32 protein-coding genes are annotated in these 26,992 nt (G+C 40.2%); 17 read left to right on the forward strand and 15 right to left on the reverse strand.

Annotated elements, in window-relative coordinates; translation table 11 throughout:
- Nucleotides 1-3: 3 nt before the first annotated feature.
- Entirely contained in the window at nt 4-1,575 is a 1,572-nt protein-coding gene (locus AC27FM_RS05880; protein ID WP_487086684.1) for a cation:proton antiporter, read from the reverse strand.
- A 99-nt stretch (nt 1,576-1,674) separates the two neighbouring features.
- On the reverse strand, nt 1,675-2,232 hold the full coding sequence (locus tag AC27FM_RS05885; RefSeq protein WP_487086685.1) for a M15 family metallopeptidase: 558 nt from the start codon (nt 2,230-2,232) through the stop codon (nt 1,675-1,677).
- 96 nt (nt 2,233-2,328) lie between these two features.
- Here AC27FM_RS05885 and AC27FM_RS05890 point away from each other — a divergent pair, with 96 nt between their 5' ends.
- A complete protein-coding gene (locus AC27FM_RS05890) occupies nt 2,329-3,180 on the forward strand; it encodes a class I SAM-dependent methyltransferase (RefSeq protein ID WP_487086686.1) in 852 nt (283 codons plus the stop codon).
- Nucleotides 3,173-3,337, forward strand: coding sequence for a hypothetical protein (locus tag AC27FM_RS05895; protein ID WP_487086688.1), 165 nt, complete (start codon nt 3,173-3,175; stop codon nt 3,335-3,337). Before AC27FM_RS05890 ends, AC27FM_RS05895 begins: the two co-directional genes overlap by 8 nt.
- Nucleotides 3,338-3,339: 2 nt before the next feature.
- On the opposite strand, the gene AC27FM_RS05900 is transcribed toward AC27FM_RS05895, so the two are convergent.
- On the reverse strand, nt 3,340-4,512 hold the full coding sequence (locus tag AC27FM_RS05900; RefSeq protein WP_487086690.1) for a MalY/PatB family protein: 1,173 nt from the start codon (nt 4,510-4,512) through the stop codon (nt 3,340-3,342).
- A gap of 134 nt (nt 4,513-4,646) precedes the next feature.
- Between AC27FM_RS05900 and AC27FM_RS05905 the strand changes: the two genes are divergently transcribed.
- Nucleotides 4,647-6,044 (forward strand): amino acid permease, encoded by a 1,398-nt coding sequence (locus AC27FM_RS05905; RefSeq protein WP_487086692.1) that lies wholly within the window; start codon nt 4,647-4,649, stop codon nt 6,042-6,044.
- Nucleotides 6,045-6,069: 25 nt separating this feature from the next.
- Here the strand turns inward: AC27FM_RS05905 and AC27FM_RS05910 are convergent, their stop codons facing one another.
- On the reverse strand, nt 6,070-6,618 hold the full coding sequence (locus AC27FM_RS05910; protein WP_487086694.1) for a GNAT family N-acetyltransferase: 549 nt from the start codon (nt 6,616-6,618) through the stop codon (nt 6,070-6,072).
- A gap of 232 nt (nt 6,619-6,850) precedes the next feature.
- Between AC27FM_RS05910 and AC27FM_RS05915 the strand changes: the two genes are divergently transcribed.
- Both AC27FM_RS05915 and AC27FM_RS05920 read left to right on the forward strand, forming a co-directional pair.
- A complete protein-coding gene (locus tag AC27FM_RS05915; RefSeq protein WP_487086695.1) occupies nt 6,851-7,276 on the forward strand; it encodes a MarR family winged helix-turn-helix transcriptional regulator in 426 nt (141 codons plus the stop codon).
- 11 nt (nt 7,277-7,287) lie between these two features.
- Nucleotides 7,288-7,539, forward strand: coding sequence for a hypothetical protein (locus AC27FM_RS05920; protein ID WP_487086696.1), 252 nt, complete (start codon nt 7,288-7,290; stop codon nt 7,537-7,539).
- Between the two features lie 52 nt (nt 7,540-7,591).
- On the opposite strand, the gene guaB is transcribed toward AC27FM_RS05920, so the two are convergent.
- Nucleotides 7,592-9,070, reverse strand: coding sequence for an IMP dehydrogenase (gene guaB, locus AC27FM_RS05925; RefSeq protein WP_487086698.1), 1,479 nt, complete (start codon nt 9,068-9,070; stop codon nt 7,592-7,594).
- Nucleotides 9,071-9,255: 185 nt separating this feature from the next.
- Complete coding sequence (locus AC27FM_RS05930) at nt 9,256-9,609, reverse strand: hypothetical protein (protein ID WP_487086700.1); 354 nt, start codon at nt 9,607-9,609, stop codon at nt 9,256-9,258.
- A 147-nt stretch (nt 9,610-9,756) separates the two neighbouring features.
- Between AC27FM_RS05930 and AC27FM_RS05935 the strand changes: the two genes are divergently transcribed.
- The 7 genes from AC27FM_RS05935 (at nt 9,757) to AC27FM_RS05965 (ending at nt 12,546) form a co-directional block, all read left to right on the forward strand.
- Entirely contained in the window at nt 9,757-10,092 is a 336-nt protein-coding gene (locus AC27FM_RS05935) for a DMT family transporter (RefSeq protein ID WP_487086702.1), read from the forward strand.
- 2 nt (nt 10,093-10,094) lie between these two features.
- Nucleotides 10,095-10,409 (forward strand): DMT family transporter, encoded by a 315-nt coding sequence (locus AC27FM_RS05940; RefSeq protein WP_487086704.1) that lies wholly within the window; start codon nt 10,095-10,097, stop codon nt 10,407-10,409.
- 118 nt (nt 10,410-10,527) lie between these two features.
- Nucleotides 10,528-11,004, forward strand: a complete 477-nt coding sequence (locus AC27FM_RS05945) for a DUF2975 domain-containing protein (protein WP_487086706.1) — start codon at nt 10,528-10,530, stop codon at nt 11,002-11,004.
- Between the two features lie 10 nt (nt 11,005-11,014).
- Nucleotides 11,015-11,494 (forward strand): DUF2975 domain-containing protein, encoded by a 480-nt coding sequence (locus tag AC27FM_RS05950; RefSeq protein ID WP_487086708.1) that lies wholly within the window; start codon nt 11,015-11,017, stop codon nt 11,492-11,494.
- Nucleotides 11,491-11,979, forward strand: coding sequence for a DUF2975 domain-containing protein (locus tag AC27FM_RS05955; RefSeq protein ID WP_487086709.1), 489 nt, complete (start codon nt 11,491-11,493; stop codon nt 11,977-11,979). Before AC27FM_RS05950 ends, AC27FM_RS05955 begins: the two co-directional genes overlap by 4 nt.
- Nucleotides 11,976-12,182 carry a helix-turn-helix domain-containing protein gene (locus AC27FM_RS05960; protein ID WP_487086711.1) on the forward strand — a complete coding sequence of 69 codons (207 nt, stop codon included), beginning with the start codon at nt 11,976-11,978 and terminating at the stop codon, nt 12,180-12,182. Before AC27FM_RS05955 ends, AC27FM_RS05960 begins: the two co-directional genes overlap by 4 nt.
- A gap of 61 nt (nt 12,183-12,243) precedes the next feature.
- Nucleotides 12,244-12,546, forward strand: a complete 303-nt coding sequence (locus tag AC27FM_RS05965; RefSeq protein WP_487086712.1) for a nucleoside triphosphate pyrophosphohydrolase — start codon at nt 12,244-12,246, stop codon at nt 12,544-12,546.
- 144 nt (nt 12,547-12,690) lie between these two features.
- Here the strand turns inward: AC27FM_RS05965 and AC27FM_RS05970 are convergent, their stop codons facing one another.
- Both AC27FM_RS05970 and AC27FM_RS05975 read right to left on the reverse strand, forming a co-directional pair.
- Entirely contained in the window at nt 12,691-14,490 is a 1,800-nt protein-coding gene (locus tag AC27FM_RS05970) for an oleate hydratase (RefSeq protein WP_487086714.1), read from the reverse strand.
- Between the two features lie 122 nt (nt 14,491-14,612).
- On the reverse strand, nt 14,613-15,167 hold the full coding sequence (locus tag AC27FM_RS05975) for a TetR/AcrR family transcriptional regulator (protein ID WP_487086715.1): 555 nt from the start codon (nt 15,165-15,167) through the stop codon (nt 14,613-14,615).
- A 152-nt stretch (nt 15,168-15,319) separates the two neighbouring features.
- Between AC27FM_RS05975 and AC27FM_RS05980 the strand changes: the two genes are divergently transcribed.
- Both AC27FM_RS05980 and AC27FM_RS05985 read left to right on the forward strand, forming a co-directional pair.
- The gene (locus tag AC27FM_RS05980; protein WP_487086717.1) at nt 15,320-15,691 is read left to right on the forward strand and encodes a DUF1304 domain-containing protein; all 372 of its coding nucleotides are present in this window, start codon (nt 15,320-15,322) and stop codon (nt 15,689-15,691) included.
- Between the two features lie 13 nt (nt 15,692-15,704).
- The gene (locus tag AC27FM_RS05985; RefSeq protein WP_487086718.1) at nt 15,705-17,312 is read left to right on the forward strand and encodes a putative polysaccharide biosynthesis protein; all 1,608 of its coding nucleotides are present in this window, start codon (nt 15,705-15,707) and stop codon (nt 17,310-17,312) included.
- A 95-nt stretch (nt 17,313-17,407) separates the two neighbouring features.
- Here the strand turns inward: AC27FM_RS05985 and AC27FM_RS05990 are convergent, their stop codons facing one another.
- From AC27FM_RS05990 to AC27FM_RS06000, 3 genes are all read right to left on the reverse strand, one after another.
- On the reverse strand, nt 17,408-18,838 hold the full coding sequence (locus tag AC27FM_RS05990; RefSeq protein WP_487086720.1) for a glycoside hydrolase family 32 protein: 1,431 nt from the start codon (nt 18,836-18,838) through the stop codon (nt 17,408-17,410).
- Between the two features lie 12 nt (nt 18,839-18,850).
- Nucleotides 18,851-20,074: an oligosaccharide MFS transporter gene (locus AC27FM_RS05995; protein WP_487086721.1), complete on the reverse strand. Its 1,224-nt coding sequence runs from the start codon at nt 20,072-20,074 to the stop codon at nt 18,851-18,853.
- Nucleotides 20,075-20,232: 158 nt separating this feature from the next.
- Nucleotides 20,233-21,210: a LacI family DNA-binding transcriptional regulator gene (locus AC27FM_RS06000; RefSeq protein ID WP_487086722.1), complete on the reverse strand. Its 978-nt coding sequence runs from the start codon at nt 21,208-21,210 to the stop codon at nt 20,233-20,235.
- Nucleotides 21,211-21,371: 161 nt separating this feature from the next.
- Here AC27FM_RS06000 and scrK point away from each other — a divergent pair, with 161 nt between their 5' ends.
- From scrK to AC27FM_RS06015, 3 genes are all read left to right on the forward strand, one after another.
- Nucleotides 21,372-22,244 (forward strand): fructokinase ScrK, encoded by an 873-nt coding sequence (gene scrK, locus AC27FM_RS06005; RefSeq protein ID WP_487086723.1) that lies wholly within the window; start codon nt 21,372-21,374, stop codon nt 22,242-22,244.
- 145 nt (nt 22,245-22,389) lie between these two features.
- Nucleotides 22,390-22,980 (forward strand): helix-turn-helix transcriptional regulator, encoded by a 591-nt coding sequence (locus AC27FM_RS06010; protein ID WP_487086725.1) that lies wholly within the window; start codon nt 22,390-22,392, stop codon nt 22,978-22,980.
- A 45-nt stretch (nt 22,981-23,025) separates the two neighbouring features.
- Nucleotides 23,026-23,973 (forward strand): 2-hydroxyacid dehydrogenase, encoded by a 948-nt coding sequence (locus tag AC27FM_RS06015; protein WP_487086727.1) that lies wholly within the window; start codon nt 23,026-23,028, stop codon nt 23,971-23,973.
- 116 nt (nt 23,974-24,089) lie between these two features.
- Here AC27FM_RS06015 and AC27FM_RS06020 read toward each other — a convergent pair whose 3' ends face one another.
- The 4 genes from AC27FM_RS06020 to AC27FM_RS06035 all read right to left on the reverse strand — a co-directional run bounded on the left by AC27FM_RS06020 (nt 24,090) and on the right by AC27FM_RS06035 (nt 26,989).
- Nucleotides 24,090-24,512, reverse strand: a complete 423-nt coding sequence (locus AC27FM_RS06020; RefSeq protein WP_487086896.1) for a GtrA family protein — start codon at nt 24,510-24,512, stop codon at nt 24,090-24,092.
- Between the two features lie 25 nt (nt 24,513-24,537).
- Nucleotides 24,538-25,335 carry a metal ABC transporter permease gene (locus tag AC27FM_RS06025; RefSeq protein WP_487086728.1) on the reverse strand — a complete coding sequence of 266 codons (798 nt, stop codon included), beginning with the start codon at nt 25,333-25,335 and terminating at the stop codon, nt 24,538-24,540.
- Nucleotides 25,336-25,345: 10 nt separating this feature from the next.
- Nucleotides 25,346-26,005 (reverse strand): ATP-binding cassette domain-containing protein, encoded by a 660-nt coding sequence (locus AC27FM_RS06030; protein WP_487086729.1) that lies wholly within the window; start codon nt 26,003-26,005, stop codon nt 25,346-25,348.
- A 96-nt stretch (nt 26,006-26,101) separates the two neighbouring features.
- Nucleotides 26,102-26,989, reverse strand: a complete 888-nt coding sequence (locus AC27FM_RS06035; protein ID WP_487086731.1) for a metal ABC transporter solute-binding protein, Zn/Mn family — start codon at nt 26,987-26,989, stop codon at nt 26,102-26,104.
- Nucleotides 26,990-26,992 lie beyond the last annotated feature (3 nt).

A 26,992-nucleotide genomic window follows, 5' to 3' on the forward strand; every position in this document is an offset into this window, starting at 1 on the left:
CCCTTAATAATCGAGAACTAATGATTCCGAGATCAATAATTCACTATAAACATCATAAATATACTGTGCTTCCTCTAAGGCTACACCATCTAGTAACTCGTACAAAAATTCTCGTTCTTTCTCAAAAGCATTCATCAAGATCTGACGTTCTTCAACAGCTTGAAAACCGCTGAATACATAGCGTGTATTATTGACCCCCCGCCATTGTCTGAGGAATTCTTTCACCGTCGTTCGTCTAGTTTGATCCAACAAGTCAAAGGTCACGCTCTCTTTTACGGCTGGAGATATCTCTAAGTCACGCACGTAGTTGATGCCGATGCCGACCATCTTCTCACGTACTCGCTTAGATTTTTCCCGTAAGTCATCCTCGTCTAGGATAGGGTCCAAAATGAACTTGAAAAAGATCGTGGGTACTAACATGCTCAACACGATCACGACTGACTCGGTCAACAGTATCAAGTCAAAATTATTACCTCTAATGCCCATACCAGTCAGGGAGAAGGCCAAGGCTAAAGTGACGGCTCCATGAACTCCACCAAAAGCAAAGGTGATCGATTCGATCCGCGAATCTTTGGCTAACGATCGTGCATACAAATATCTGATCGTCACTGAGACCAAATAAATAACTATCCCGATCCACAGCCATTTCAAGGTCGAAGTCATCTCAGCACGCTGCTCGGTCACGATCCGTGCAATAGAGATCCCTAAAACTACGAAGACATAACTATTCAGTGCCCCGCCAATAAAATTGACTGTTTGATTGAAGAAACTCAAATAGCGCGGAATCGAAAAACGACTACGGCTCATCTCACCATTGAAGATCAAGCCTGCACTGACTACAGCGATGATCCCGGATAACTTCAATTCCTCAGAGATCAAATAGATCAAAATCGGAGTCGCAAAGTAAATTATCAAATGTGATGAAGTCACGTTCCAACGACTACGAATGATCATCTGCCGAATCAACATCGTGATAAAGGCGACGATCACTCCAAAAATCACCCCACCGATCGCTGAAAACAAAAAATCTCCCAAATTCTGAGTGTATGATAACTCACCGGTCTTGTACCAGACGACCGCCGCCTGCAACAAAATAATCCCTGAAGCATCATTGAATAATGATTCCATCTTCAAAACCGTTTCCGTTCGCTTGGGAACGTTGCGACCTTCACGGACTGAATCCAGTGCTGTCGCATCGGTCGGTGTACTGATGGCTACCATGATCAACGCTAATGGTAAGGCGACCTCGAAGATTTTGTTGATGGCGAACAAACCAACCACAGCCGAGATCAAGGCTAGGACGATGGCTGTACCTAAAATATCTCGAAATCCTTTTTGGACGATGAAACTTCGTGTCTGCTGTCCATCAAAAAATAGTAATGGGGCAATGATGAAGACCATGAAAAATTCAGAGTCAAAACCGATGACCAGTGAGCTGATTGCAGGAATACATGCAAAAATTATCCCGACGAATAAGTTAATATACGACCTAGGTATAACTTTGATAAATTTAGCAATCAAATTACTAATAGCTACTAATAGCAAAATAACTACTGCTGATATAAAAAGCTCCATGATATTCCCCCAGAAAAATAAAAAAGCAGTCTCCAGAAGAGCCTGCATATTAAGTTACGTTGAGATTATAGTAATCTAAAAACTTTGTCAATTATTTAGTTATTTGTAGTCATTAGGGTCAGCGGCGGCTGGTTCGTAGTCGTCCATATCAGCATCGCGATAATCCCACCATTCGTTTTCATAACCGACGAAGCCGGCCTCTAACATTGCGTCATCAAGGATCTGATAATGTTTCTTAGCTTCAGCTGAACAATCAGCGCCACGATGAGCTTTGGCTGTGAAATCATCGAATAACGTCGGCATCTCCAATTCATTACCTTCCAGATCACAGAGCGTTAAGTCAAAGGTCACTCCTTTTTGATGAGAGAAGTTCGGATTCGGCTTGGCAACGAATTCGGGATCGGGATAAACCTCAAATAACCGTTCCTGTGCCTTGACTGGGCGAAAGGCATCCCAAACTTTGATACGATAACCTTGTTTTTTTAATTCTCCACTGACGACAGCTAGTTTTTCGGCAGTTCCTGTTCTAGCGATCGCCGTGGTGAAATCATACACCACCTGTTCGGTGAAGTTATTGGTAGTGGCGTAACGCAAGTCGACAATAATCTCAGGATCTAGCGTCTGTATGTTAGTAAATCCGGTTTTCAGTTGTGGCATGTGACACCTCCAAATAGTATTAATTTCATTATATCTGATATCGTTTTGATTAGCTCTTAATGTCTGTTAATCTGTTGTTATTAGAGGAGGTAGCCCATGAAAAGTGAAAATATTCAACAAGATATTTTGGATAACCAGGCCAATTGGAATGACCGTGCCGAGGTGCACGTACAGTCTGATTTTTATGAGGTCGATGAACTAATCAACGATCAGAATAATATTTCGATCACGACTAAGCACGACTATGACGTGATAAAGCCTTTTTTACCTGATCACAGTATCTCCGGATTAGACTTACTACATCTACAATGTCACATTGGAACTGACACGCTCTCTTGGCAGCGCCTGGGTGCTAAAGAAGTCTACGGATTGGACTTTTCGGAAAATTCTTTGCTCCATGCTCGTGAAATATCCTCAAAGGCTGATACTGACATCACTTATATCCAAGGAGATGCCCGTTTTGCTTCGAGTAAGATTGCCAAACAATTCGATATCGTCGTCACCAGTATGGGGACGATCACTTGGTTGCCGGACTTGAATGATTGGGCTGAGTCGATCTACCAGCTCTTGCTCGATGGCGGTCATTTCTTGATTCGTGATGATCATCCGATATTGAGTGCCTTGAATTTTGAATCCATGAATGTGTCAGCTGATTATTTCAACCTTAATGTAGATACTTATGAGAGCGCTGACTCGTATACTGACAGCAGTGATTTTCAAATAACGCACACGACCAATCACAATTGGAATCACGATTTTCAAGAAATAACCTCAGCACTATTATCAGCAGGACTGACGATCAAGTTTCTCGGTGAATACCCACGAACTGAGTGGCAGTCACTACCTGAATTAGTGCAGAAGGATGATTGGTTCACTTTGCCTGATGATGCACCGCAGATCCCGCTGACTTTTGCAATAGTCGCCGAAAAGGTATCAAAAAATGACTAAAACTATCAAGAGTCTCTCCATAGTTTTAGCCATCTCCATTGTCATTTTATTGGGCAACATCATCCTACACGGTCCAGTCGAAATCTCTGCTGTCCTTTCATTGATCGGTGGTTTTTTGATCGCCGCGATTTGTTACGGTCATTCCATCAAACACTGAAATTATTTATTCGTGCTCAAGTACGATTTAACACCGCGTTCAAGTCGTTGCAGTCCATCTTCAACTCGTGACTTGTTCGTAGCTAGGTTGATCCTCAAGAACTGATCACCATTACCGCGATACTTAGTACCCTCTGCTAAGTACAGACCAGTTTCTTCACGAATGAAATTATTCAACGCTGCTGAATCGTCAGTGACCTTAGTACAGTCGATCCAAGCCAAGTAAGTTGCATCACTCTTAACGACACTCAATTCGGGGATGTTCTTCTCAACATAATCAACTAACAATTGGCGATTGATATCCACATACTGTCTCAATCCAGATAGCCACTCATGTCCTTGCGTATATGCGGCTATCGTGCCATCGATTGCTAAGATACCCGGTTCTATCTGGTCATCGATCGAAATGGCACGCTCTACTCGAGCACGAAGATTTGCGTTAGGTACGATGACAGTTGAAGCGTGTAACTGAGCTAAGTTAAAAGTCTTCGTTGGTGAGACTAGTGAGATACTATTTTCAGCAACTTGTGAGTCTAGTGATGAAAACGGCGTATATCCGTGTCCAGGCATAGAGAGATCACCGTGGATCTCATCTGAAATGATCATGACATTGTGTTCTTTAGCCAATTGACCAACTCTTGTCAGCGTCTCCTTGTTCCAAATATGTCCTGTGGGGTTGTGTGGATTGCAGACGATCATCGCTGTCGTTTGTGGATCAGCTAGTTTGGTTGCCAAGTCCTCCCAGTCGATTTTATAAGTGCCATCTTCATAGACCAATTCATTATTTGTAACGTTACGACCGTTATGTTCGATCACACCATAAAACGCATTGTAATTTGGTTCTTGTAACAAGATGTTGTCGCCTACATCAGTCAAATGGCGAATCACAGCTGAGATCGAAGGTAGAACGCCAGTACTAAAGAGCAACCAGTCCCTGTTTGGTTTAAAGTCGTGTTCTTTTTCAAACCAATCAATCACGGCTTCATAATACTTGTCGGGTACTAATTGATAACCAAAGATACCTCCGTCGATGGACTTATGCATTGCTTCCAAAATCTCAGGTGCCGTCTGAAAGTCCATATCCGCTACCCACATGGGCAACTCATTTTCCTTAACATTCCACTTAACAGAAGAAGTATTAAAACGATTATTTATTTTATCAAAATCAAATGACATAACTTCACCCCTCATTAGATAATTCATTAATTAAAATATTATCACTTTGTTCAAAAAAAGTATGGGATAACTCCCATTATTGATGTCATTTGTATTATACTAATCTAATTAGAAAAAAATTAGAGGAGATAGCTATGCCGTCGTTCTTCAGAAAAAAAGATGTCGTCAACGACTTAAAAAATAAAGATGTGATCCTTACAAGAACACTCGTTGCCAAAGACCTAGTTATCATGGGCGTCGGCGTGATCGTTGGTTCAGGTATCTTCATCACACCGGGGATCATTGCCGCTAACTACGCTGGTCCTGGGGTTATTTTTACGTATCTTTTTGCGGCACTAGTCTGTATCGGTGCTGCCTTTTGTTACTCTGAGTTCGCTTCTACGATCCCTTTAGCCGGTAGTGCCTATACCTACTCATATTCAGTCTATGGGGAAATCATCGCTTGGATAGTCGGATGGTCTTTGGTATCAGAATACCTCTTTGCGGCCGCATCAACGGCTGTCAGCTGGTCTGCGTACTTCCGAAACCTACTGGCAGGTTTTGGAGTAACGTTGCCTAAGGCGCTCCAATCGGCCGCTAACACCAATGGCAATTATCAAGGTCGTTTTGACGTGATCGCCTTCGTCATCGTGCTCTTGGCAACGACCTTGTTGCTACAAGGATTGACTGAATCTGTCCGGATCAACGCTATCATGGTTTACGTCAAAATCTTCGTCATCTTATTATTCGTAGTCGTTGCTGCCTTCTTCGTCAAACCAGAAAACTACAATCCATTTCTACCATTCGGCTGGAGCGGGATCGGTAAAGGTGCCTCAGTCGCCTTCTATGCCTTCTTAGGCTTCGATGTCGTCTCGACCGCTAGTGAGGAAGTCAAGAATCCTAAACGCAACATGCCGATCGGTATCATCGTCTCATTGCTGGTGGTTGCGATCTTGTATAGTCTGGTATCATTCGTGCTCGTCGGGGCAGTTAACTATAAACAATTGAACGTAGCTGACCCTGTGGCTCACGCCCTCAATCTGCTCAATCAAAACTGGGCATCTGGTATCATCTCACTAGGTGCCGTTATGGGTATGACGACCGTCTTACTCGTCATCATGTATGGTGGTACCCGATTGATCTATTCATTCAGTCGCGATGGTTTATTGCCCAAGAGCTTCAAAGCTGTAAACAAAAAGAGCATCCCCGCCAACAGTACGCTCTTAGTTGGATTGGCAGCTGCCATCGCCGCCGCCGTTTTACCGATCGATAAAATCACTGAATTAGTTAATATCGGTACCTTACTAGCTTTTGCATCCACCTCCATCGGTGTGATCTTCCTGCGCCACGGCAAGAACACTAGAGAACTCAAGCCTGCCTTCAAGGTACCGCTATATCCCATCTTTCCTCTAGTTTCTTTCGTAGCCTGCATTTATTTGATGACACAATTACAGCCATTCACTTGGCATATGTACGGTATCTGGACTGGGATCGGCTTGCTGATCTACTTTGGTTATGGATATTGGCACAGTTTAGTCAAAAAAAATAGTTAAAAAAAAAGAGACCGCATGGTCTCTTTTAGTTTGCCATTGGAAGAGAAACAGGTAGATTGAGCTTCTCATAACCGATGTTATAAACTTGTTCTATATTGCTACTATTGAGCACTTTAACGAAACCAGTCTCTTGGAAACCTGACTTCTTGATGACATGTTGCATGCCAAAATTTTCTTTGTGTGTATCGACTCTGATGCCTCTGATCGTTGGATTAAGTGATAGTTCGTCCAACACAGCATTGAATAACTTAGTGGATAGGCCCTCGCCACGGTGATTCGCTGACACTGCAACGCGATGAAGTGCGATGTATTCTCCCTCTTCCGTCAACCATTCGCCATCGAGTGTTTGATAGCTCATATCTGGTCCGGGAATAGCTGAGACAGTCCCAAGAACCTCATCACCTTCAGCGAGAACAAAGTTGTACCCATTCTGAATATCATGAACTAGGACATCCATATTCGGATATTGTCCCCTCCATTGATTGATATTCTGGGCCGCCAGGTGGGCCTTCCCATCTAAGATTATTTGTTTAATTTGTGGCAAATCTTTCATTTCCGCATGACGTAACAACATTATTCTCACTTCTTTACTTTTTATTTATCTCATTTTTAACACTTAGATATCTAAGAATTAAAATATTGACAAGTAAAGTTATAATACCAATAGAGGCGACTGTCAAGTATTTAATGATTAAATATCTAACAATGAGAGATTTAAATTTTTAAACGCTGATTTAACAGTATCTATACCAGTTTAATATTTCCATATGCTATACTAAACGTATCTATGTAATACGGAGGGAATTATGGACGAGTGTGCCCAGGAAACCAATTATTTAATGCATTCTATACTTTTTAACCAACAGAGGCTTTTCAATGAAAAGTCCAACAAATACGATTTAACGGTCCAGCAAGCTAGGACTTTGGAACTGATCGAAAAAACTCCGGGGATGATCCAGCGTGAGATCGCGGAATTTTTGAGTATCCGAGACGCCAGTGTCTCCAGCATGTTAAAGAATTTAGAGCGTGACGGCTACGTTATAAGACGACGTGACCGTCATAGCGACCGTAACAAGCGTATCTTTTTGACTGACAAAGGTATGGCGATCATCAAAGAATTGGGACATCTCTTCGCAGAAGTAGAAAATCAAGTAATTGCACCACTATCAAAAGACGAAACCAAAATTTTATTAAAACTACTAAGAAAAATGGACGCTGAAATAAGCGAATAGGAGTTACTGCTATGGCTCATAAGACTACCGCTTCCCGATTAAAAACTGCTTTTAATGTGACCTTCATGTTAGGGTTTATCTTTTTATTCATCAAACTTTCATTACTAGTCGTCAATCACTTTTTTAGACTAGACATCATGGCCTTCACGGGTATCAGTAATGTCCTGAGCAATATTTTTCCAGTTGCACTGATGATCACTGGTATCATCGGTTCAGAAATAAACACTGATAATTACGAACGACTGAAAAAATATCGTGACTAAAAAAAATATGCCGATCGGGAATTTTCCGGTTGGCATATTTTTTTGAATCTTATTAACGAACTGAATAGTTAGGAGCTTCTTTAGTGATCGTAACGTCATGTGGATGTGATTCTTTCAAACCTGCGTTTGAGATTTGAACGAATTGAGCATCTTGTAATTCCTTCAAATCGTGTGCACCTACGTAACCCATACCTGAACGTAGTCCACCTAGCATTTGATAAATCACGTCGCCGACAGCACCTTTAGCTGCGACACGACCTTCGATACCTTCTGGAACTAGCTTATTAGCTTCGTTAACTCCACCTTGGAAGTAACGATCTGATGAACCATGTGACATGGCAGCCAAGCTACCCATTCCACGGTAAGTCTTAAAACGACGACCTTGATAAATTTCGAAATCGCCAGGTGCTTCATCAGTACCAGCCAACATCGAGCCAAGCATAACGGCGTTACCACCACCGGCTAGCGCTTTGACCATATCACCAGAATACTTGATACCACCATCAGCGATGATCGTCTTGCCATATTCATGCGCTACACTGGCAGCATCATAAATGGCTGTTAGTTGTGGAACACCGACACCGGCAACGATTCTAGTCGTACAGATAGAACCAGGTCCAATACCAACTTTAACGACATCAATACCAGCGTCATACAAGGCACGTGTACCCTCAGCAGTTGCAACATTACCAGCAATCAAAGTTGCGTCTGGGAACTTCGCGCGGATCTCTGAGATCTTACGAAGCACACCGGCAGAATGACCATGGGCTGTATCGATGATGATCGCATCAGCTCCGGCATTGAGCAATGCGGCAGCACGGTCGAAGGTATCACTTGTAACGCCGACTGCGGCAGCGACTAGTAAACGACCATATTGGTCTTTGGCGGCATTAGGAAATTGTTGTAACTTTTCAATATCTTTGATCGTTACTAGTCCGCCTAGACGGCCGTTCTTATCGATCAATGGTAATTTTTCGATCTTGTGTTTTTGCAAAATCTTTTCAGCATCCTCCAATGAAGTTCCAACGGGTGCTGTGATCAAATTCTCGCGAGTCATAACTGTATCGATTTTTACTGAGTAATCGTCGATAAAGCGAAGGTCACGATTAGTAATGATCCCGACTAATTTTAATTCTTCGGTATTAGAAACAATTGGCACACCACTGATTCGATAAGTGTGCATCAAATCTTCAGCGGCACTTACTGGAGCATCGACTGTTAAGTAGATTGGATCGATAATAACTCCATTTTCTGAGCGTTTTACTTTTAGAACTTCGTCTGCTTGTTGTTCGATGGACATATTCTTGTGAATAACACCCAAACCACCTTGACGAGCCATCGCAATAGCCATTGGTGCTTCTGTAACAGTATCCATACTTGCACTCAAGATTGGTGTGTTCAATTTAATATTTTTTGCTAATTGAACCGATAGATCAACCTCGTTTGGCAGAACGTGACTCTCCGCAGGTACCAGTAGAACGTCATCAAAAGTGAATCCTTTTTTATCAAATTTTGTTTCCCATGCCGACATGAATAAGCCTCCTATTATTGTTTGCCTATTAGATAGGTAAAATTTATAAACATGGTAGCTGATTTTGATAAGTTAGTCAATCAAACAAAATCATAACTTGCGAGCATTTTCCAGATAATTTCACTGAGTTATCACAAAAAAATAAAAAGAACTCGTGACTGAGGTCGCAAGTTCCCAACTAAAATCTAATTCATTTTGACTGCCAATACATCGTAGCTCCAAAAGTTGCGTTTCTTCAAATAAAATTTGAAAGTCTTCTTCCTCAAGCACAGTTGATACTTCAAAACACCACCTTCACGCTCGATTTTTTCATCGATTCGATAAAGATGACTGTGATGATTGCTGAGCAAATAGTTCTTGGTCTCTTGATCCAAGGCTACTTTTGATATCTTATTATTATCGTCTAATAAAGAATTGCACGCTAAAATCATTCTCCGTCGCAGCAGGTCGTTGACAACTAATGCTACAATAATGCCGACGAGTGCTAATAGGAAGATACTCCCATATATGCCAAATACTTCAACATTTACCCTGTTCATAATTATCAGCTACTTTGTTGGATTTAATTGATAATATCGTATCATGTTACTATTTTTTTTATCAATTTTTACGCTTAATTTGCGATTGACTATTAACGTATCTCAAGTAAATTAGTTACTAGCACAAAATTATTTAGAGGTGACATTATGTCCAGAAGTTGGTTCGAAATCTTTATCGGTGCACTACTTGAGGTCGTTTGGGTTTCAGCTATGAAACACGAACATTCACTCATATCAGCCATCGTAGTAATTGCAATCTTGATCTTGAGTTTTTATTTGATGATAGATGCCAGTAAGAATATTCCCGCGGGGACGACCTATGCGGTCTACGTGGGATTGGGTTCACTCTTCGTCGTCTTGGCGGGGGTCCTAGTCTATCACGAACCTTTCAGTTGGCCCAAATTATTCTTCATTCTCCTACTAACCATCGGTGTGATCGGACTAAAGATAGTCACTGACATCGAAGAAAGACAGGCTCATTAATTATGGATTGGATTTTTTTGATATTGGCGGGGTGCGGTGAGATGTCCGGCGTTACATCCCTCGGATTTTACTCATCGACCAAGAAAAAAACGGCCTTAGCCGCGATGATAATTTCTTTTATCTTTAGTTTCTCCTTTTTGTATCTATCACTGCAGACCCTCCCCATGTCGATCGGTTACTCGATCTGGACCGGGATCGGCGCTGCCGGTGGTTCCTTGATGAATATGTGGCTCTTCAATGAGTCCAAGAGTTTCAAACGTTTTTTCTTTATCTTCTTGATAATTATTTCTGTTATTGGTTTAAAACTAGTAAGTTAGATACACTGACCGTGACGCTGTCACGGTCTTTTTTTATTGTAAAATGATAATTATTTATTTTTTATCGATAAATGCATGCTATACTAAAGTCATAAATTATTAATGAGGTGTCACTAAAATGAAGAAAGAAACCATCTTCTTGAGGATTACTATTTACGTCATGGCGCTAGCTATGGTCTTGATGTGTACCATCGTAGCGCCACATTATTTGATTGGGGCACACAATCTCATCCCTAATCTGATTTTCCCGACCTTATTAGGCTTGGGCTTATACAGCACAGCAATTTTATTTTTCTTAGTGCTTTATCAGGCAATGAAATTACTGAATCTGATCGACCGACAGGCTGCCTTTTCACATAAATCAGTCCTGGCTTTGAAAAATATCAAGAACTACGCCTATCTCATCTGCCTAATCTACATCCTAGAACTACCAATATTCTTCATCTTTGCCGATAAAGATGACGCACCGGGCGTGATCCTCGTCTGTTTAGTCTTCTCGGGTGCAGCCTTAGTCATCGCCATCTTCGCCAGCATGTTACAAAAACTGCTCCACCAAGCAATCGAAATCAAATCTGAAAACGACTTAACGATTTAGGAGGAGAAAAATGAAACTACTGACGATTTTTTTACGTTTAACACTTTGTTGGATGCTACTTTTTCTAACTCGTACGATCATAATGATGTTCCCTAACTTACTAGGCTACATGAACTCCAATAACTCACCCTTATTCCTTACGATCTGGTTTGGGATATTACTATATTTATCAGCTATCTTATCCTACTCGATCATCTTCTTCACGTGGAGACTGTTGTACTTGATCGATCACAAAAAAATCTTTTCAATGGCGAATTTCTTCGCTATCAAAGTCATCAAAATTTCATTTTACAGCATCAGCATCTGCTACTTACTAGCCTTTGTCGGTGCCATGGAAATCGCAAAAATCGAAAAAGCTCCCGCACCTATCATGGTCGATGTGATTTTTATCGTGGTCGGTCTGACGATGGGCATCTTCACTCACTTACTTCAAAAGATCATGCAGTCGGCACTGGACGATCATCTCGTCATCAGGAGGGAAACACTATGAAATTACTAACAAAATTTTTACGTTTCGTCTTAGTGATCTTGATTTTTTTATTAGCACTGATTTTTTGGTTCCTGTTCCCTGACTTGATCACTACGACGGATTATAGTTTTAGAGGCCAACAAGTCTTCTTCACCATCGGTCTCTATCTGTCTGGTTTGATCTCCTATGGCATTATTTACCTAACTTGGAAACTGTTGAATTTGACTGATCAACACCGTATTTTTTCCAGTGCCAGCTTGCATTCAGTCCAAATGATCAAGCGCTGTTTTTATACGATCACCGTCATTTACACCCTGCTCATCCCCGTATTCTCAGAGATACTATCTGACGATTATTCCCCCGTTGGACTGTTCATGAACGGATTTTTGATTTCAGTCGCCTTGACATTAGGCGTCTTCACTAATGTCCTAGAACGGATCCTCCGCAGTATCACTCGCCCCTCCAGTACCACCCACTCTAATATAGAAAAAGAGCCATCGCTATGATTGTAATTAACTTAGATGTAATGTTAGCCAAAAGAAAAATGAGTTTGACCGAGCTGTCTCAAAAAGTCGGTCTGACGATGGCAAATTTGTCGATCCTCAAAAATGGTAAGGCTAAAGCCATTCGCTTTTCGACCCTTGAGGCAATTTGCCAAGTCCTAGAATGCCAACCGGGCGACATTCTGGAATACAAATCAAACCTCTAGACCAATAATTATGGTAAAATTCTTTTACAGACTATTTATTAGTTTCGTAGGGGGAAGATATATGAAAAAATTAGTTCGTGATAAAATACCGGATATTGCCGAAGGGAAAGCTGAGTTCGAAATACTGTCTAACGATGAATATCGAACGTCGCTTCGTGATAAATTAGTCGAGGAGGCCCAAGAAGTTAAGGCCGCTGACACTCGCGCCAGTCTTGTTGAAGAGTTGGGGGACTTGGAAGAAGTAATGCGCGCAATTTTGAATGACGCCTCGATCAATTACGAAGAGATGGATAGTATCCGTCAATCAAAAATTCTACAACGAGGTAAGTTCGAACAAAAATACGTAATGATAGCTAAAAACTAAAAGACTGCCGATGGCGGTCTTTTTTAGTCCCTTCTGCAATTTTTTTGCAGAAAAAAGAGGCTGACGTCTGCCAACCTCTCTATTGTATATTATGGAATTTAAGAGACAACACTTGGGAGTAATTCAATCTGTTAGATGTTACTTCTACTTGGTATGTGGTGCTTTAGGATGTAAGACTGACTCTTTAGTAGGGATCGTCTGGTCACGTCCTAGATACATTTGATAATATGGTGGAACATTATTGATCAAGTGTAGTGCTTGTTGCGTGATCTGTGGTATTGATTCAGGTGTGATCGCTGGTAAGTCATCAGCTGTAACTTGACCCTTGATACCTCTGAATCTCTTGATACGTTCCAACAGATAACGAATGTCGTAACGAGAAGGGTTAACTTCCAATACATCTTTTTCAACGTCTAGCAAGGCATAAACTGATTCCAAACCTGTCCGAACTGAAGTTTCAACGGTGAATACTACATCATCGTCGATTTCAACGAACTGGCCTAGTAGGGCGAGATTAGTACAGCCATCGGGAACAACCTTAGGACGATCACCATATTTTCTAGGCATGAATTGACTAGTACAGTATGGCATCATTGCTGTCGACATGTATGTGTGTGCCAATACTTCATCCTTGATGTCGAGCATGCCCAGATGATAGAGCAATTCCGTCAAGATTTCGTCACCAGTACAATCCCACATGCGTTTCTTGATGTAGTTACCGATATTTTCACCATACAAACCATAGCCCCAGCCAACTTCTTCATCATCAGCTTGATATGGGAAGAATGGTTTGTGATGTAGTTCGAATGACATGTCCCAATTAGAATCTTTGAAGGTCATCAAACCACCAGTACCAGCTTTACTACCTGATAACTCTTCGACACGTTTGAAGAATTCTGGATAGTCTTTGACTGTTGGGAAGAATGAGATCCACTTCGTCTTGTCGATCTGACCTAAGAATTTTTCAGGATGACCGAATTTGTCATCTTTTTTAGCTAGATTCTTCCAGATAGTGAAAGTACCCATATCTTCTGTATCAGTGTTAGTTACAGCAACTGTCTTATTGTCACCGAAAGTACTGTTCTCACTGATCGAACCTGTCGTTACGAAGACTAAGTCTCTAGCTTGAACAGGAACTTCAACTTCAGCACCATCTTGGCGAGCCAAGATTTTTTGCACTGTATTGTTGTTGTCGTCGAAGGCGAGATCGTAGACAGAGAAGTTGTTAACAAACTTTACACCGTGATCGATCAAGAATCTCTCAATAGGCAAAATAATTGCGTCATATTCGTTATATTTAGTATGGATGAAACCTTCGAGATATTCGTGACGAGCGATAAAAGTAAATCTTTGCCAATAGCGACGGCATTCGATAACACTGTGATAATCTTTGAATGCTAATTGACTGTGGAAGCAAGTCCAGAAGTTAGTTCTGAAAAAGTCTTTGTCAAAGAAATCATTTAAACTCTTGTCAGCTAATTCTTCCTCAGAAGAAGCAACGATCTTACTCATTGCGGCAGCGTATTGAGGAGCTAACTTGTATTCGTGATAGTGACCGTCGATCTTACCTTGGTCGATGATAACACGTGCTTCACTGTGAATAGGTTCATCACGGTTGAAGTCCACAACATCATCTAGGACGGTTCTGCCTTCGTTTTCCAATGATGGAATCTTGCTACAAAGATACCACAGGCACTCCATGTATGGCTCCAGTTCACGCTCAGCACGACAGAGATAACCTTGATTGCTCTTAGTTCCGTCCATCGAGCCACCCATGACTGGTTTCTTCTCATAAATCGTAATATTTCTGGCGGGCATCTTAGCGTCGTCGATCAAAAAGACAGCAGTTGCTAAACCAGCGATACCACCACCGACGATATTTGCTTGACGATCGTCGACCCCAGCTGGTTTGTGTGGATGATACATTGTTTTATAAATATTCATTCTGTTGACCCTCTTTCGTTTTATTTGCCTTGCATCTAAGATAAGCCCACATTATCGATCAAACAATTTACAAAAAAAGAGAAGTGTAAAATAAATTTACACTTCCCAACTTTTGTAAACCACTACTCCGCATATTTCTTGAGTGCCTTCTTGAAATCTCCTTGAACTAGGACCCCAGTTTGTTCTACGATATCCTTTGGATCTTCCTTCATCCCATCCTTGACCCATTCAAAAATCAGCGAGATGAACGCTAACGTATAAAAGTGCGCGATGAAATCCTTGTGCTTCTGATCAACGACCATGCCGACTGCCTGACGCTCGACTACAACGATGATATAACTGTAAATCACCTCGTAAATATACTTCTCAAATAAATCACGATAGACTGACTGATAAGTATGCATGATTAAATCCTTATTATCTTTGATCGCCACCATAACGTTATAAAATCCGTGTTGCCAATTTTCGTAGTCAGCAACATTAGCCAAAGACCGTTCCGCCGCCATCTTAGCCGTCCATTCCACCAACTCATAAATGTCAGAAAAATAATTATAAAAGGTCTGACGAGTTAAACCACATTCACTGACGATATCTTTAACCGTAATTTTATCGACTGGTTTTTTGACCAAAATACTCTTTAAAGAATCTGACAAAATTTTCTTAGTCGTAATCTGCATCTAACTCATCCTTTCGAAGTTTCTACTAAGTTAATTATATAATTCTTTTAATATTATTTCTCTTTTTAGTCCAACATTCAGGTGTAACATTGTGAAGACTGTAAAAACAGTTTATTATAGTAGACATACCCTAAGAGGAGGGGAAATTATTTATGGAAATTCTTACCTTATTTCTAGTCGCATTGATTGCCCTAGAACATATTGGAATTGCTATTCTAGAAATATTCGCAGCTCCAGAAAAGCAAGCCGCTGCCTTTGATATGCCATTAGATTTTGTCAAACAAAAAAATGCTCAGACTGCTCTATCGAACCAAGGAATCTATAACGGAATGTTAGGTGTTTTGATCCTAGCTATGATTTTATTTTTTACTGGTGCCGTTCTAAAAACTATCATGATCCTTTTGATGGTCTACATCATCGTTGTCGCTGTCTATGGTGCTTTCACTGCCACTAAAAAAATATTATATCTACAGGGATTGCCTGCTCTGATCGTGTTGATTTTTGTAGCAGTATTTTATAAATAGTTAGGAAATTGAAATGAAAAAAGATTCACTACTTAAAAGTTCGCTTTGGATTTCGATCTCTGGTATTTTTTCAAGGATCCTAGCCGTAGTCTATATCATCCCTTGGAATATCTGGATCGGACCCATTGCTCTAGGAGCAGCGAATGCGTTATACGGAAAAGTTTATAATATCTACAACTTGTTTCTGATCATCGCCACCGCTGGTATCCCATCAGCCATCTCCAAAGAAGTCGCTGCACATAATGCTTTAGGGCGTTATGATCAGAGTGAAAAATTACTCAAGAAATACAGTTTCTACATGACCTTAGTCGGAATCGTCTTAGCCATCTTCATGTTCTTTGGTGCTAAGTACGTTGCTATTATTTTTGCGGCTGGGGACATGCGTGTCGTTACACCGATCAAGTACTTGAGTGTCGCTCTCTTAATCATTCCTGCTCTCGGGATCATGCGGGGCTATATTCAAGGTTATGCTTTCATCTCGTTCTCAGCTTTTTCTCAAGTTATCGAACAGATCGCCCGTGTAGCCTACATGTTATACGCAACTTATACCATCATGGTCATGCAAAAAGGTAGCTATATGAGTGCCGTCAATCAGTCTACCTTTGCTTCTTTTATCGGTGCCACTTTAGCTTATATCTTCCTGATCTGGATGCGAATTCGTGTTAGAAAGTCGATTCCGGCTGAAGATATCAAGACTGCCGACGAAGTCCCTGATAGTGAATTGACCCAAGTAAACTTCGGATCAATGTTGAAATCTTCGATTCCGTTCTTATTAGTCGATACTATCATGACCGTCTTACAATTATTCGATCAGACTACTTTCGTTTTGATCTATCAAAATGTCCTGCACGCTAGTCAAAGCACGATCGATGACCTATACTCCATGTTCGGATTCCAGGCTAACAAACTGATCATGGTTCTAGTTTCCTTGGCTATTTCCGTTTCAGCTTCGATCATCCCCGCTTTGTCAGCACTTATTAGCCGTAAGGCTAAGCACGCAGAGATTCAAAAATTACTTCGTAACATGGTCCAATTTACCGTCTTCATCATCTTACCCGCCACCTTCGGTATGATCGGTATCGGTCGACATCTTTGGACCGCCTTTTACAAGCCTAGTACCTTGGGGACTCAGATTTTAGCCGTGTCATGTATCGAGGCCTTCTTCTATTGTATCTTCATGATCCTAGAGAACCTCCTGCAAGTAGATAATAAGACTAAAACTTCAATGATCTTTTTGGCCATCGCCTATTTGATCAAAATCGTGTTGCAGTATCCTTTGACCATCTACATGGGAGCTTTCGGTCCAGTTGTAGCAACAGCGATTGCCTTCATTATTATGGGACATTTCGCCTTTCGCATCATCAATAAGCAATATCAAATCGTCGATAAAGCTTTGGCTATCCGCTTGCTGAAGATCATCGTTGATGCCGTCATCATGCTGATCATCGTTTATGGCGCTGATCTTCTGTTGTCGAAGTTTATCAATGGCGAGACCAAGATAGGTGCCGCAATCATCCTTTCGATCTGTGCCGTTATCGGTATGATCGTCTATGGAATACTAGTTTACAAAGATGGTTCGATTAAGATTCTTAAAGAAATTCGTGGTACTGATATTTATTAGGATAAGCCGTTAGGCTTATTTTTTTTGGCGTTATAACGATGGATTAGATGACAAAAAGAGGCTGAAAAATATCAGCCTCTTTTTGATAATAACCTTTAATATTTAATTGCATTATTTTCTAACTGGTAGATATCGTATTTAACCATTACGCCAGCATCTGACAAGATATTAAATTTCAGATTTCTCTCACTGTAAATTCGTTCTGTAAACGTTGCTTCACCGTCATTGATAAATATCTCTACTGAGCTAGTATCTACTAATATATGTAGCTTTAATTTATCAGTCGTTTGAAGTTCAGTTTCTCTAAGACCATCATGTCCTAGCCGTTTAACAGAAACATGCTTATTATTCTTAGAATACTTGAACTCTAGTAAATTTTCTCCATCATCATCGGTTAATGAAAAACCAACTTCGTTTGAATTATTATTGTTGAATTCTATTAAAGCCTCATATTGCTGACTCGAAAAATCCAGTTGTAATTTTCTTTCCACATTACTCTCACCACTTAATAATTGTCTAGTACGCAGTAATTTCAATTCAGTGACAGGATTCATATATAGTTGATCATTTTTTAACGTTAACTCTCTAGGGAAAATCAATGCTCCTGACCATCCATCCTCTTTTTCAGGGAACTCACTACCCCACATATCCATCCAGCCAAATAACAATCTACGACCATCTGGCGCTAAGAGTGTCTGTGTCGCATAAAAATCATGTCCACTATCTAATTCTTTAAAAGAATTATGCTCAAATTTATTATCTGTGTAGCTGAAATCACCAGTCACGTAACCAGTTTCATTTTCATTATGATAGTGCATGCCATCCGCAACCATCCCTTGTGGTGACATCAATAAAACTTGTTTGTCTCCTAAAGAGAAAAAGTCAGGGCATTCCCACATGTAGCCTTCAATTTCACGATTGGATGATTTAGCAATCGGTCCTAAATAATCCCAATTCAGTAAGTCATTAGAATTATACAAAAGAACTCTACCTAGATCATCATTACCTTGACTACCTAGAATCAGATACCATTTACCATTTTCATACCAGACCTTTGGGTCTCGAAAATGTTGAGTATTATCCGAAGGGGCATGTTCGATGATAGGGTTATTTGCGTATTTTTCAAAATTAATACCATCTTCACTGACAGCCAAATTTTGATTTTGCCAAAAATGCTCTGGATCATTGTCATCTGCATAGTAATGATGACCTGTATAGATTAGATACATTTTTCCATTATGTACAACGGCGCTACCTGAGAAACAACCATCTTCATCTTCTTTATCACCAGGTTTAAGTGCAACCGGTAAAGTTTCCCAATGAACTAAGTCCTTGCTACGAGCATGACCCCAATGCATTGGTCCCCATTCTGCCGCAAAAGGATAATGTTGATAAAAAATATGATAGTATCCCTTAAAATAACAGAATCCATTAGGATCATTTATCCATCCTGCTTTAGCCGCCACATGGTAGCCTAAGCGATAACGATTATTACTTACTCTTATCGGTTTCAAAATTGTTTGCATGATAATCTCCTATTAGATGTGACCTACTTGTGAGGTATCTATTTCTTGTTGATTTGTTTTTTTCAATGTAAAGACTGCTAATGTTGCGAATATAAAAACAAATATTCCTAAATATAAATATGTGGTTTTGAACCCCATCTGATCGTATAGCTTACCAACCAATGATGATAAAATAATGGTTCCGATTTGACCTGAAAACTGATAGCCGACTAAATAAAGAATTGATGAAAGTCTGGATTCAAAATTAGCATCTAAGTATTTGAAGACTGAGACTAGTAAAATCGGTAATTCAATCGAGTGGATCAATTTCATCATAGAAATCAGAATTGGACCATTGACCAAACCTGAACCTGTAATTCTAAATGCCATCAAAAATCCTGCTAGTAATAGCGAGTTCCTAGCTCCTAATTTATTAACGATCTTAGGTGCAATAAACATCATTCCAGCTTCTAGAAAGACTTGGAATGAATTCAGGTAGCCAAACATCAAGTTACCTTCCTTGATCGTACTGAATTGTTCTGCAAAATATCTTGGAAATTGTTGATCGTAAACACCATAAACACAAGTGACACCTAGAACGAAGATAATAAAGAACCAAAAGTCCTTCATCTTGAATAAATTAAAAATATCAACTACTTTTACAGATTGTGCTTTTTTAACCTCAACATCTGAAATTTCAATTTTTAATGATAGCATGATAACAAACATAACAATGGCCGCAATTGAAGCAATCCAAAAATTATAATTAGGATTAATATTGAATAGCTGTCCCGCAAAGAAAGTAGCAGCCGCCCATCCTAGTGATCCCCACATCCTAGCGCGACCATATTCAAAATCATATTTGCGACTAATTTTTTCGATATAAGATTCGATCGCACCGCATGAAGCTAAATAACCAATTCCAAGAAATAGTCCTCCAACAATGGAACCCAGTAAAACATTGTATTTGAGCAATGGTCCATAAACATAGATAAAAAATGGACCAGTAAAAATCAAAATACCACTCAAACCAATAAGTAAATTCTTACGGACACCTAGCTTATCTGATATGAACCCGTAAAGTGGTTGCATGATTAGGGTAAATCCGGCATTGATACCAAAGATCAAGCCAGTAGCCGCTCCGTTCAAATGAATCTCTTGACCTAACCAGATAGCAAATAGCGAATAACAGGCTGACCAACTGACAAAGAAGAAGAAGAAAAAGGCACTTAGCTTAAAATAGACTTGTTTTCTCATAATAACTCTCCCAATATATTTTATAGCAACCGGTTGACACATTCTTATTAAAACGTTTTCAAAAGTTATTGTAATCGCTAACAATTAACATGTCAACCGGTTATCATAAAGTTTCTAAAAAATAATCAAAATCATTTAACAGTGATTTTGATCATAAACTAGACCGACTTACCTTGCCATACTTTAACAGGGATGATCTGTTCTAACGGTGTATCGTCACCGTTTATCCGCGATCGTAGAGTTTCAACCGCTACATTTGCCATTTCCTCGATAGGTTGTTCAATCGTAGTCAATTCGGGCAACAACACTCTAGTAGCATCAGCTCCATCATATCCAACAATCTTCAAATCATCTGGCACTTTATAGCCTAGCCTAGTAGCCGTCTGCCAAACCAAAGCTGCGTCCATATCATTGGTCACGAATACTCCATCCATCTCAGGGTATTCTTCAAATAGTTTTTCGATCGCATGACTTTTCTTAGCTGTATCCCAGCTAAAATCAACAATGTACGTGTGAGGTTCTAGTCCATGTTCCCGCATAACGTCTTCATAAGCTTCACGGCGACGATGGGCTGGTGTTTCCAAATTGACAGGTCCATCAGTATTCATAATGTGTTTAGCGCCGTTCTTTATCAATAATTCCGTCGCTAACTTACCGCCTTGGTAGTTATCTGAGGCGATGACTGGTATGTCCTCATTCATTACTCGATCGATCGCGACAATCGGCAAGTTTGCTTTGTGATATTCATCGATACCTCTATTTTGAGCCCCGACTATCAAACCATCAACTTGATTCGCTATCAATTCCTTTAGATAAGTCTCTTCCTTAGCAGGATCATTCATCGAATTACCGATCAATACTTTGAAGCCTGCATCAAATAAACGTTTTTCTAACGCAGCCACTAGCTGACCAAAGAAAGGATTGTCAACCGTCGGAAAAATCAAGCCGACCAATTTCGTTTCTTTTTTGTAAAGTTGTCTAGCTACAGCATTCGGTTGATAGTTCAAAGATTCCATTGCATCATGAACTTTTTTTATTGTTTTTTCACTCAGATATCCACGATTGTTCATCACTCGTGAAACGGTCGTCTTAGAAACTCCGGCAACCCTTGCTACATCATCGATTTTTACTACCATAAAATTTCACCTATACCCTTGATTCTAATAAATCCATTATACCGTATACGAGTATTTTTTTACGAAATCCCAAAGAAATCCAATTGACGGTCAGTTTTTATAATGGTATCTTATGTCATCGAAAACGGTTTCGCATTTTATACACATGGGAGGAAATTATATTGTTAGTGGGAAGTATTGAAGCAGGTGGAACAAAATTTGTCTGTGCAATTGGTGACGAGGACTATCGTATCAAGGATAGTATTCATTTTCCAACCACAACGCCAGAAGAAACTTTACAAAAATCAATCGAGTATTTTAAACAATTCGACATCGAAGCACTCGGTATCGCTTCTTTTGGTCCGATCGAATTACGTAAGAATTCACCTAAGTACGGCTATATCACATCAACTCCTAAAAAGGGTTGGCAAAATATCGATTTCGTCGGAAAGATCAAAGCAGAATTGGACGTTCCCATCTTCTGGACAACTGACGTCAACGGCTCCGCATACGGAGAATATGTCATGTCGACTCTCTCCAATGAAAAAATCGACTCGCTAGTCTATTACACGATTGGAACTGGTGTCGGCGCTGGTGCCATTGCGGATGGCAAGTTTGTTGGTAGTCTAGGTCATCCCGAAATGGGACACACGTTACTCAAACGACATCCTGACGATTTGAATTTCAAAGGTATCTGTCCCTTTCATGGTGATTGCCTAGAAGGACTAGTGGCTGGTCCTACTTTTGATGCTCGACTCGGCAAACCAGGTAAGGACGTTCCTATGACTGATCACGTTTGGGACATCATGGCCTATTACGTGGCTCAAGCAGCCCTTCAAGCGACTTTGATCCTGCGTCCTGACAAGATTGTTTTCGGAGGAGGCGTTGTTAGTGAGACCTTCTTAGTGAAAGTTCGTCAACAATTCAAAGAATTGCTCAACGACTACGTTGAAGTACCAGAGCTAGATAAGTACATTACCATGCCATTGGTTAAGAATAATGGCTCTGCCACCATGGGAGACTTTGCGTTGGCAGTACGCGAATTAGCTGAATAAAAAGAATTTCAAAAATAGAATCGAAGATGATTTTCGGTTCTATTTTATTCCCCCAAAAAGCTGATTTTACCCAATGTCAAACACTTTTGACAGACAAATCATCCTAAAAATCGTAACCTGAGATTAAGCAGAAAGGAAGTAGAACATGGAACTAGGAAAACAAATCAAACGATATCGCTCCGACGCTCACTATTCACAAGAACAGTTAGCGGAAAAACTTTTTGTCTCACGACAGACCATCTCCAATTGGGAAAATGACAAAAGTTACCCCGATATTCAAAGTCTTTTACTACTGAGTGCCATTTTCAATACTTCCCTAGATGCCTTAGTAAAGGAGGATTTATCGACAATGAAAAAAACTTTAGATAATAATAAAATCGACCAACAAATGAATCACTACGTAAAGATCATGCTGATTTCCCTTACCTTGGCAGCAATATCCCTTGGGCCAATCATGTTTGTTCACTCACGCTGGATCTTTCTAGTACCTCTAGTATTATTTTTACCGGGCCTTTACAGCTCGAACAGAATCGAAATACTCAAACGATCGGCTAAACTCAAAACATTCTCGGATATTGTGGCTTTTTCTGAGGGCAGACCTGTCGAACAGCAACCAAAAACTGATCGGTTGAGCAACTTCCTGTCGATGGTTGGTGTGGTAACCATCTTCATCCTCGTTTTCTTATTCATCTGTCTGCTGTCGATAGCAGTTGCCTTACTATTCGGTGCTAAGTAAATGGTGTATACTGGCGACATACTGGGATTGCGGAGGAAAATAAGCATGTCAAAAGTTGTAGTTCTAAATGGTGACGTTGTTAATTACGATGGACAGATCGACTACACCAAAATAGCACCAGATCTAGTCGTGTATGGCCAAACGACTTCGAGTGATTTTGCGTCACACGTGCAAGGAGCAACAGTCATCATAACTAAAGAAATGCCGATGGGAGCTGAACTGATTCAACAATTGCCAGACTCAGTCACCCTATGTGTAGAAGCAGGAACTGGTTACAATAATTATGATCTCGCAGCATTAAAAGAACGTGGGATCGCTTTGACCAATGTTTCGGCGTATTCGACACAACGAGTAGCCGACACTGCATTGATGTTGATGCTGAGTTTAGCCAGTTCACTACAACAGCAGATACGAATGTTGGCCGCAGGTGATCACACTAATTTTACCGACCATTTACAAGTTCCACATGTGGAATTAAATGACAAAACATTGGGAGTAGTTGGCTTTGGGCATATTGGACAAGCCATTATTAAACGTGCACAGGCTTTAGAAATGAATGTTTTAGTTTCGACCCGCACGGCTCGACCCGATCAACCTGGGATTCACTTCACGGATCTGTCAGATTTGTTGGCTAAAAGTGACTTTGTCTCATTGAACGCTCCTTTGACCAAGGAAACGGCAAACCTGATCAATCCGGAGACCTTGAAGCAGATGAAATCAAGTGCCTTTTTGATCAATACTGCACGTGGCGGCCTAGTAGATGAATCGGCTTTAGTAGCGGCCCTGCAAGCAGGTCAATTAGCTGGAGCTGGCTTAGATGTTCAGGCAACCGAACCACTACCAGAGACATCGCCATTGTATGATCTGGACAACGTCATTTTGACACCACATATCGGCTGGCGAGGATTGGAGACACGCCAACGATTAGTGCGACTAGTCGGTGAACAAGTTCAAGCTTGGCTCGATGGTCAAGAGATCCAGCGAATTGTTTGATCGATATAACATTTGACAAACTCTTATATGCAAGAAATTGCCGTTCAAATTGTTTTTGACATAAATAAGCTCTAAAAAAAATAGATGCAAAACCAAAATTTGGTTTTGCATCTATTTTAATTTTTATCGAATTTTTCACGTTTTCTGAAAATAATAAATTTACTGAAAATATAATTGAGTACGACTACGAATACATTAGCGAATAATTTTACGATCATATCGTTAATATGTAGTAGCGAAACGCCAATCGTCATCGTCCCTTGATCGATGATCCACGAACCTCCACGAAAGAGGAAGAAGGAACCCATCTCTAACAAAAAGGCCTTCATCGTGTCCGTATGTGAGTCAAATACCCATAATTTATTCGTCACATATGCAAAGATCACTGATAATAAGTATGCGAAGGCGTTGGCAAATTGATAGTTCCACCCAGCAATATAAGTAAAAAACCAAAAACCAACGTAGTTCACTACTGTCGTTAAGACGCCGAAGACCAGATAAGGAATGGCATCTTTATATTTGCTCCATAATTGTTTCATATCCATAGTAAAAAGTTCTCCAACTCTAATGGTTTAATTTCCAGTTTTTATAAGTCAATCCTAAGAAATAAGCAATGACTTCAAATGCAGAAATAAAGAACGTAACCGGCCAATTGGTAACAAAAGCCAGATACAGTCCTAACCATACACCAGCCAGTGACAAACCGACTGAAACCATAATTAACTTAGAAACTGAGTGTACCAGATATTTAGCAGTTGCGCCAGGTAATGTCAGCAAGATGAACACTAGTAACGATCCAACGATCTGGGCTCCGATACTGACACTTAGTGCCAACGTCACTAAGAAGGCAATTGACAACATCCGTGTCGGTAAGCCTGCTGATCGCGCACCGATGTGATCGAACGAGTCAAAGGCCAGCGGTTTATAAAAGATGACGAATACCAAAATCACGAACAGTGCTAGTATCATCAACTGGTGTACTTCCTTAGAACTAATACCAACGATACTACCAAACAAGATATTTGTCGCGTAGCTACTTGATTCTGATGATAATGACAAGAAAAGGATACCTAAACCAATAAATAGTGATGAGATGGCACTGATCGAGGCTTCACGCCTTGAAGATTCCGAGCTCAATGAACCAACTGCGATCGAGCTGACCAGTGTAAAGATTATCATCCCCGCTAATGGTGAAATACCAATCAAAATACCAAATGATGCCCCCGCAAAACCAATTTCAGAAAGTGTATGCGATAAAAAGGACATATTTCTGGAAACAACGAAAACACCTACTAATCCAGCCGTTATAGCGATAAAAGTACTGGCTATAAAAGCTTCCCTCATAAATTCATATCCAAACATAGACTACACCTCACTCAAACATTGCTTCTGAAATTTCATCGACACCGATTGGTTTGATCGTATTGTTCTCGAAGAACAATGCTCTATGTGTATATTTCTTCGTCAAATCATAATCATGAGTGATAAATATTACAGTCAAATTATATTTTTCGTTCAATTCTTGCACTAGATCCATCAATTGCATCTTCACTTCGACATCCAGACTGGCAGTCGATTCATCCAAGATCAAGACTTGCGGATCGTTCAACAGAGCCTGCGCTAAGTAGGCTTTTTGTTTTTCACCACCAGATGCCAATCCTAAAGCTCGTTTTCTCAAGTGTGTTAAGCGAGTTTTTTCGAGGATCTGTTCAATCAATTCATTATTTTCTGTCCGCTTTTGGGGACTAAGTGTAAATTTCAAATTCAATCTAACAAAACTTTCGATATCCAGTGGATAGTCGATGTCAATGTTGCGAAATTGTGGGACATAACCGACAGTCTGCTTACTGTTCATCAATAATTCCCCACTAGTTTTCTTCTCCATCCCCATGATTATCTTGACCAATGTCGTTTTACCAGACCCATTAGGTCCAACTAGGCTGATGAATTCACCATCATCTATCTTAAAATTTACATTTTCAAATACTAATTGTTTGCCAAACTTTTTAGTTAAGTTTTTTGCTTCAATCACTGATTAATCCTAGGCCTTTCATCGATTTAATGACATATTACAGAATAAACAAAATTAGTTCATTTGTAAATAGTAAAAATTATCATTTACAAGAATTTATTCATTAACTATCTTTTCAATTTGATTGAGATTGTCATTCATCCACTGATAGTAGCCTAAATCACTAGGTAGAGTCTCTGTGAAATAAATTATCGGAATATTATTTTTTTTGGCTAAACTGGTCATCTTAGTAATGATGCCACTAGTTACTTGCTTATTGACGACTAAGAAATCGACCTTATGATTTTTCAAACCATTCTGCATATTCTCAATATCAGAGATCGACGGGTCAGTGTCTTCTTCGACCGCCTTGGCAAAATGTTGATTATCGATCGTGACACCAAGGTCTTGCAGTAAGTAATAAGGGAGTGGTTCAGTCACGTAAGCTTTTTTACCATTGAGTTTTTGTTTCAACTTATCTTCACGAACGATCAATTTATCCAGTTTTTTAGCATACTGTTGGTAATTCTTCTGATAGTAAGACTTATTCTTGGGATCTTTTTTGGCCATCTTTTGATAGACCGCGCGGCTGAGTTTTTGAACATTTGACACACCAAACCAGACATGTTCATTATCACCGTTCTTTTTGTGAAGCACGTCAGACGAGAAGTCGATCAAATTTTTATCCTGACTATTAGCCGTCACTAATTTATCCACCCAGTCGTCATAACCCAGTCCATTTGAAATGATCAATTTAGAGTCAGCGACTTGCTTGGCATTGTTGTTTGATGGAGAGAAACTGTGCGGGTCAACGTTAACTGATTTGATGATTGCTTCGACTTTGTACTTATCCCCCACGACACTTTGAACTGGTTCCTTGTAAGTATTGACCGTGGTGGTTATCACATTTTGTGCATGCTCCGTGGGAGCACACCCGCTCAAAACTACAAGCATGGTGACCAACGTCAGTAGCATGATTATTTTAATTTGTTTGATTCGCATCATATC

This window comes from Companilactobacillus sp. y65-5 (assembly GCF_057541095.1).

Excerpts from the sequence above, each read along its gene's own strand:
- AC27FM_RS05880 (WP_487086684.1), bottom strand. The coding sequence starts at position 1,575 with ATGGAGCTTTTTATATCAGCAGTAGTTATTTTGCTATTAGTAGCTATT.
- AC27FM_RS05885 (WP_487086685.1), bottom strand. The coding sequence starts at position 2,232 with ATGCCACAACTGAAAACCGGATTTACTAACATACAGACGCTAGATCCT.
- AC27FM_RS05890 (WP_487086686.1), top strand. The coding sequence starts at position 2,329 with ATGAAAAGTGAAAATATTCAACAAGATATTTTGGATAACCAGGCCAAT.
- AC27FM_RS05895 (WP_487086688.1), top strand. The coding sequence starts at position 3,173 with ATGACTAAAACTATCAAGAGTCTCTCCATAGTTTTAGCCATCTCCATT.
- AC27FM_RS05900 (WP_487086690.1), bottom strand. The coding sequence starts at position 4,512 with ATGTCATTTGATTTTGATAAAATAAATAATCGTTTTAATACTTCTTCT.
- AC27FM_RS05905 (WP_487086692.1), top strand. The coding sequence starts at position 4,647 with ATGCCGTCGTTCTTCAGAAAAAAAGATGTCGTCAACGACTTAAAAAAT.
- AC27FM_RS05910 (WP_487086694.1), bottom strand. The coding sequence starts at position 6,618 with ATGTTGTTACGTCATGCGGAAATGAAAGATTTGCCACAAATTAAACAA.
- AC27FM_RS05915 (WP_487086695.1), top strand. The coding sequence starts at position 6,851 with ATGGACGAGTGTGCCCAGGAAACCAATTATTTAATGCATTCTATACTT.
- AC27FM_RS05920 (WP_487086696.1), top strand. The coding sequence starts at position 7,288 with ATGGCTCATAAGACTACCGCTTCCCGATTAAAAACTGCTTTTAATGTG.
- guaB (WP_487086698.1), bottom strand. The coding sequence starts at position 9,070 with ATGTCGGCATGGGAAACAAAATTTGATAAAAAAGGATTCACTTTTGAT.
- AC27FM_RS05930 (WP_487086700.1), bottom strand. The coding sequence starts at position 9,609 with ATGAACAGGGTAAATGTTGAAGTATTTGGCATATATGGGAGTATCTTC.
- AC27FM_RS05935 (WP_487086702.1), top strand. The coding sequence starts at position 9,757 with ATGTCCAGAAGTTGGTTCGAAATCTTTATCGGTGCACTACTTGAGGTC.
- AC27FM_RS05940 (WP_487086704.1), top strand. The coding sequence starts at position 10,095 with ATGGATTGGATTTTTTTGATATTGGCGGGGTGCGGTGAGATGTCCGGC.
- AC27FM_RS05945 (WP_487086706.1), top strand. The coding sequence starts at position 10,528 with ATGAAGAAAGAAACCATCTTCTTGAGGATTACTATTTACGTCATGGCG.
- AC27FM_RS05950 (WP_487086708.1), top strand. The coding sequence starts at position 11,015 with ATGAAACTACTGACGATTTTTTTACGTTTAACACTTTGTTGGATGCTA.
- AC27FM_RS05955 (WP_487086709.1), top strand. The coding sequence starts at position 11,491 with ATGAAATTACTAACAAAATTTTTACGTTTCGTCTTAGTGATCTTGATT.
- AC27FM_RS05960 (WP_487086711.1), top strand. The coding sequence starts at position 11,976 with ATGATTGTAATTAACTTAGATGTAATGTTAGCCAAAAGAAAAATGAGT.
- AC27FM_RS05965 (WP_487086712.1), top strand. The coding sequence starts at position 12,244 with ATGAAAAAATTAGTTCGTGATAAAATACCGGATATTGCCGAAGGGAAA.
- AC27FM_RS05970 (WP_487086714.1), bottom strand. The coding sequence starts at position 14,490 with ATGAATATTTATAAAACAATGTATCATCCACACAAACCAGCTGGGGTC.
- AC27FM_RS05975 (WP_487086715.1), bottom strand. The coding sequence starts at position 15,167 with ATGCAGATTACGACTAAGAAAATTTTGTCAGATTCTTTAAAGAGTATT.
- AC27FM_RS05980 (WP_487086717.1), top strand. The coding sequence starts at position 15,320 with ATGGAAATTCTTACCTTATTTCTAGTCGCATTGATTGCCCTAGAACAT.
- AC27FM_RS05985 (WP_487086718.1), top strand. The coding sequence starts at position 15,705 with ATGAAAAAAGATTCACTACTTAAAAGTTCGCTTTGGATTTCGATCTCT.
- AC27FM_RS05990 (WP_487086720.1), bottom strand. The coding sequence starts at position 18,838 with ATGCAAACAATTTTGAAACCGATAAGAGTAAGTAATAATCGTTATCGC.
- AC27FM_RS05995 (WP_487086721.1), bottom strand. The coding sequence starts at position 20,074 with ATGAGAAAACAAGTCTATTTTAAGCTAAGTGCCTTTTTCTTCTTCTTC.
- AC27FM_RS06000 (WP_487086722.1), bottom strand. The coding sequence starts at position 21,210 with ATGGTAGTAAAAATCGATGATGTAGCAAGGGTTGCCGGAGTTTCTAAG.
- AC27FM_RS06010 (WP_487086725.1), top strand. The coding sequence starts at position 22,390 with ATGGAACTAGGAAAACAAATCAAACGATATCGCTCCGACGCTCACTAT.
- AC27FM_RS06015 (WP_487086727.1), top strand. The coding sequence starts at position 23,026 with ATGTCAAAAGTTGTAGTTCTAAATGGTGACGTTGTTAATTACGATGGA.
- AC27FM_RS06020 (WP_487086896.1), bottom strand. The coding sequence starts at position 24,512 with ATGAAACAATTATGGAGCAAATATAAAGATGCCATTCCTTATCTGGTC.
- AC27FM_RS06025 (WP_487086728.1), bottom strand. The coding sequence starts at position 25,335 with ATGTTTGGATATGAATTTATGAGGGAAGCTTTTATAGCCAGTACTTTT.
- AC27FM_RS06035 (WP_487086731.1), bottom strand. The coding sequence starts at position 26,989 with ATGATGCGAATCAAACAAATTAAAATAATCATGCTACTGACGTTGGTC.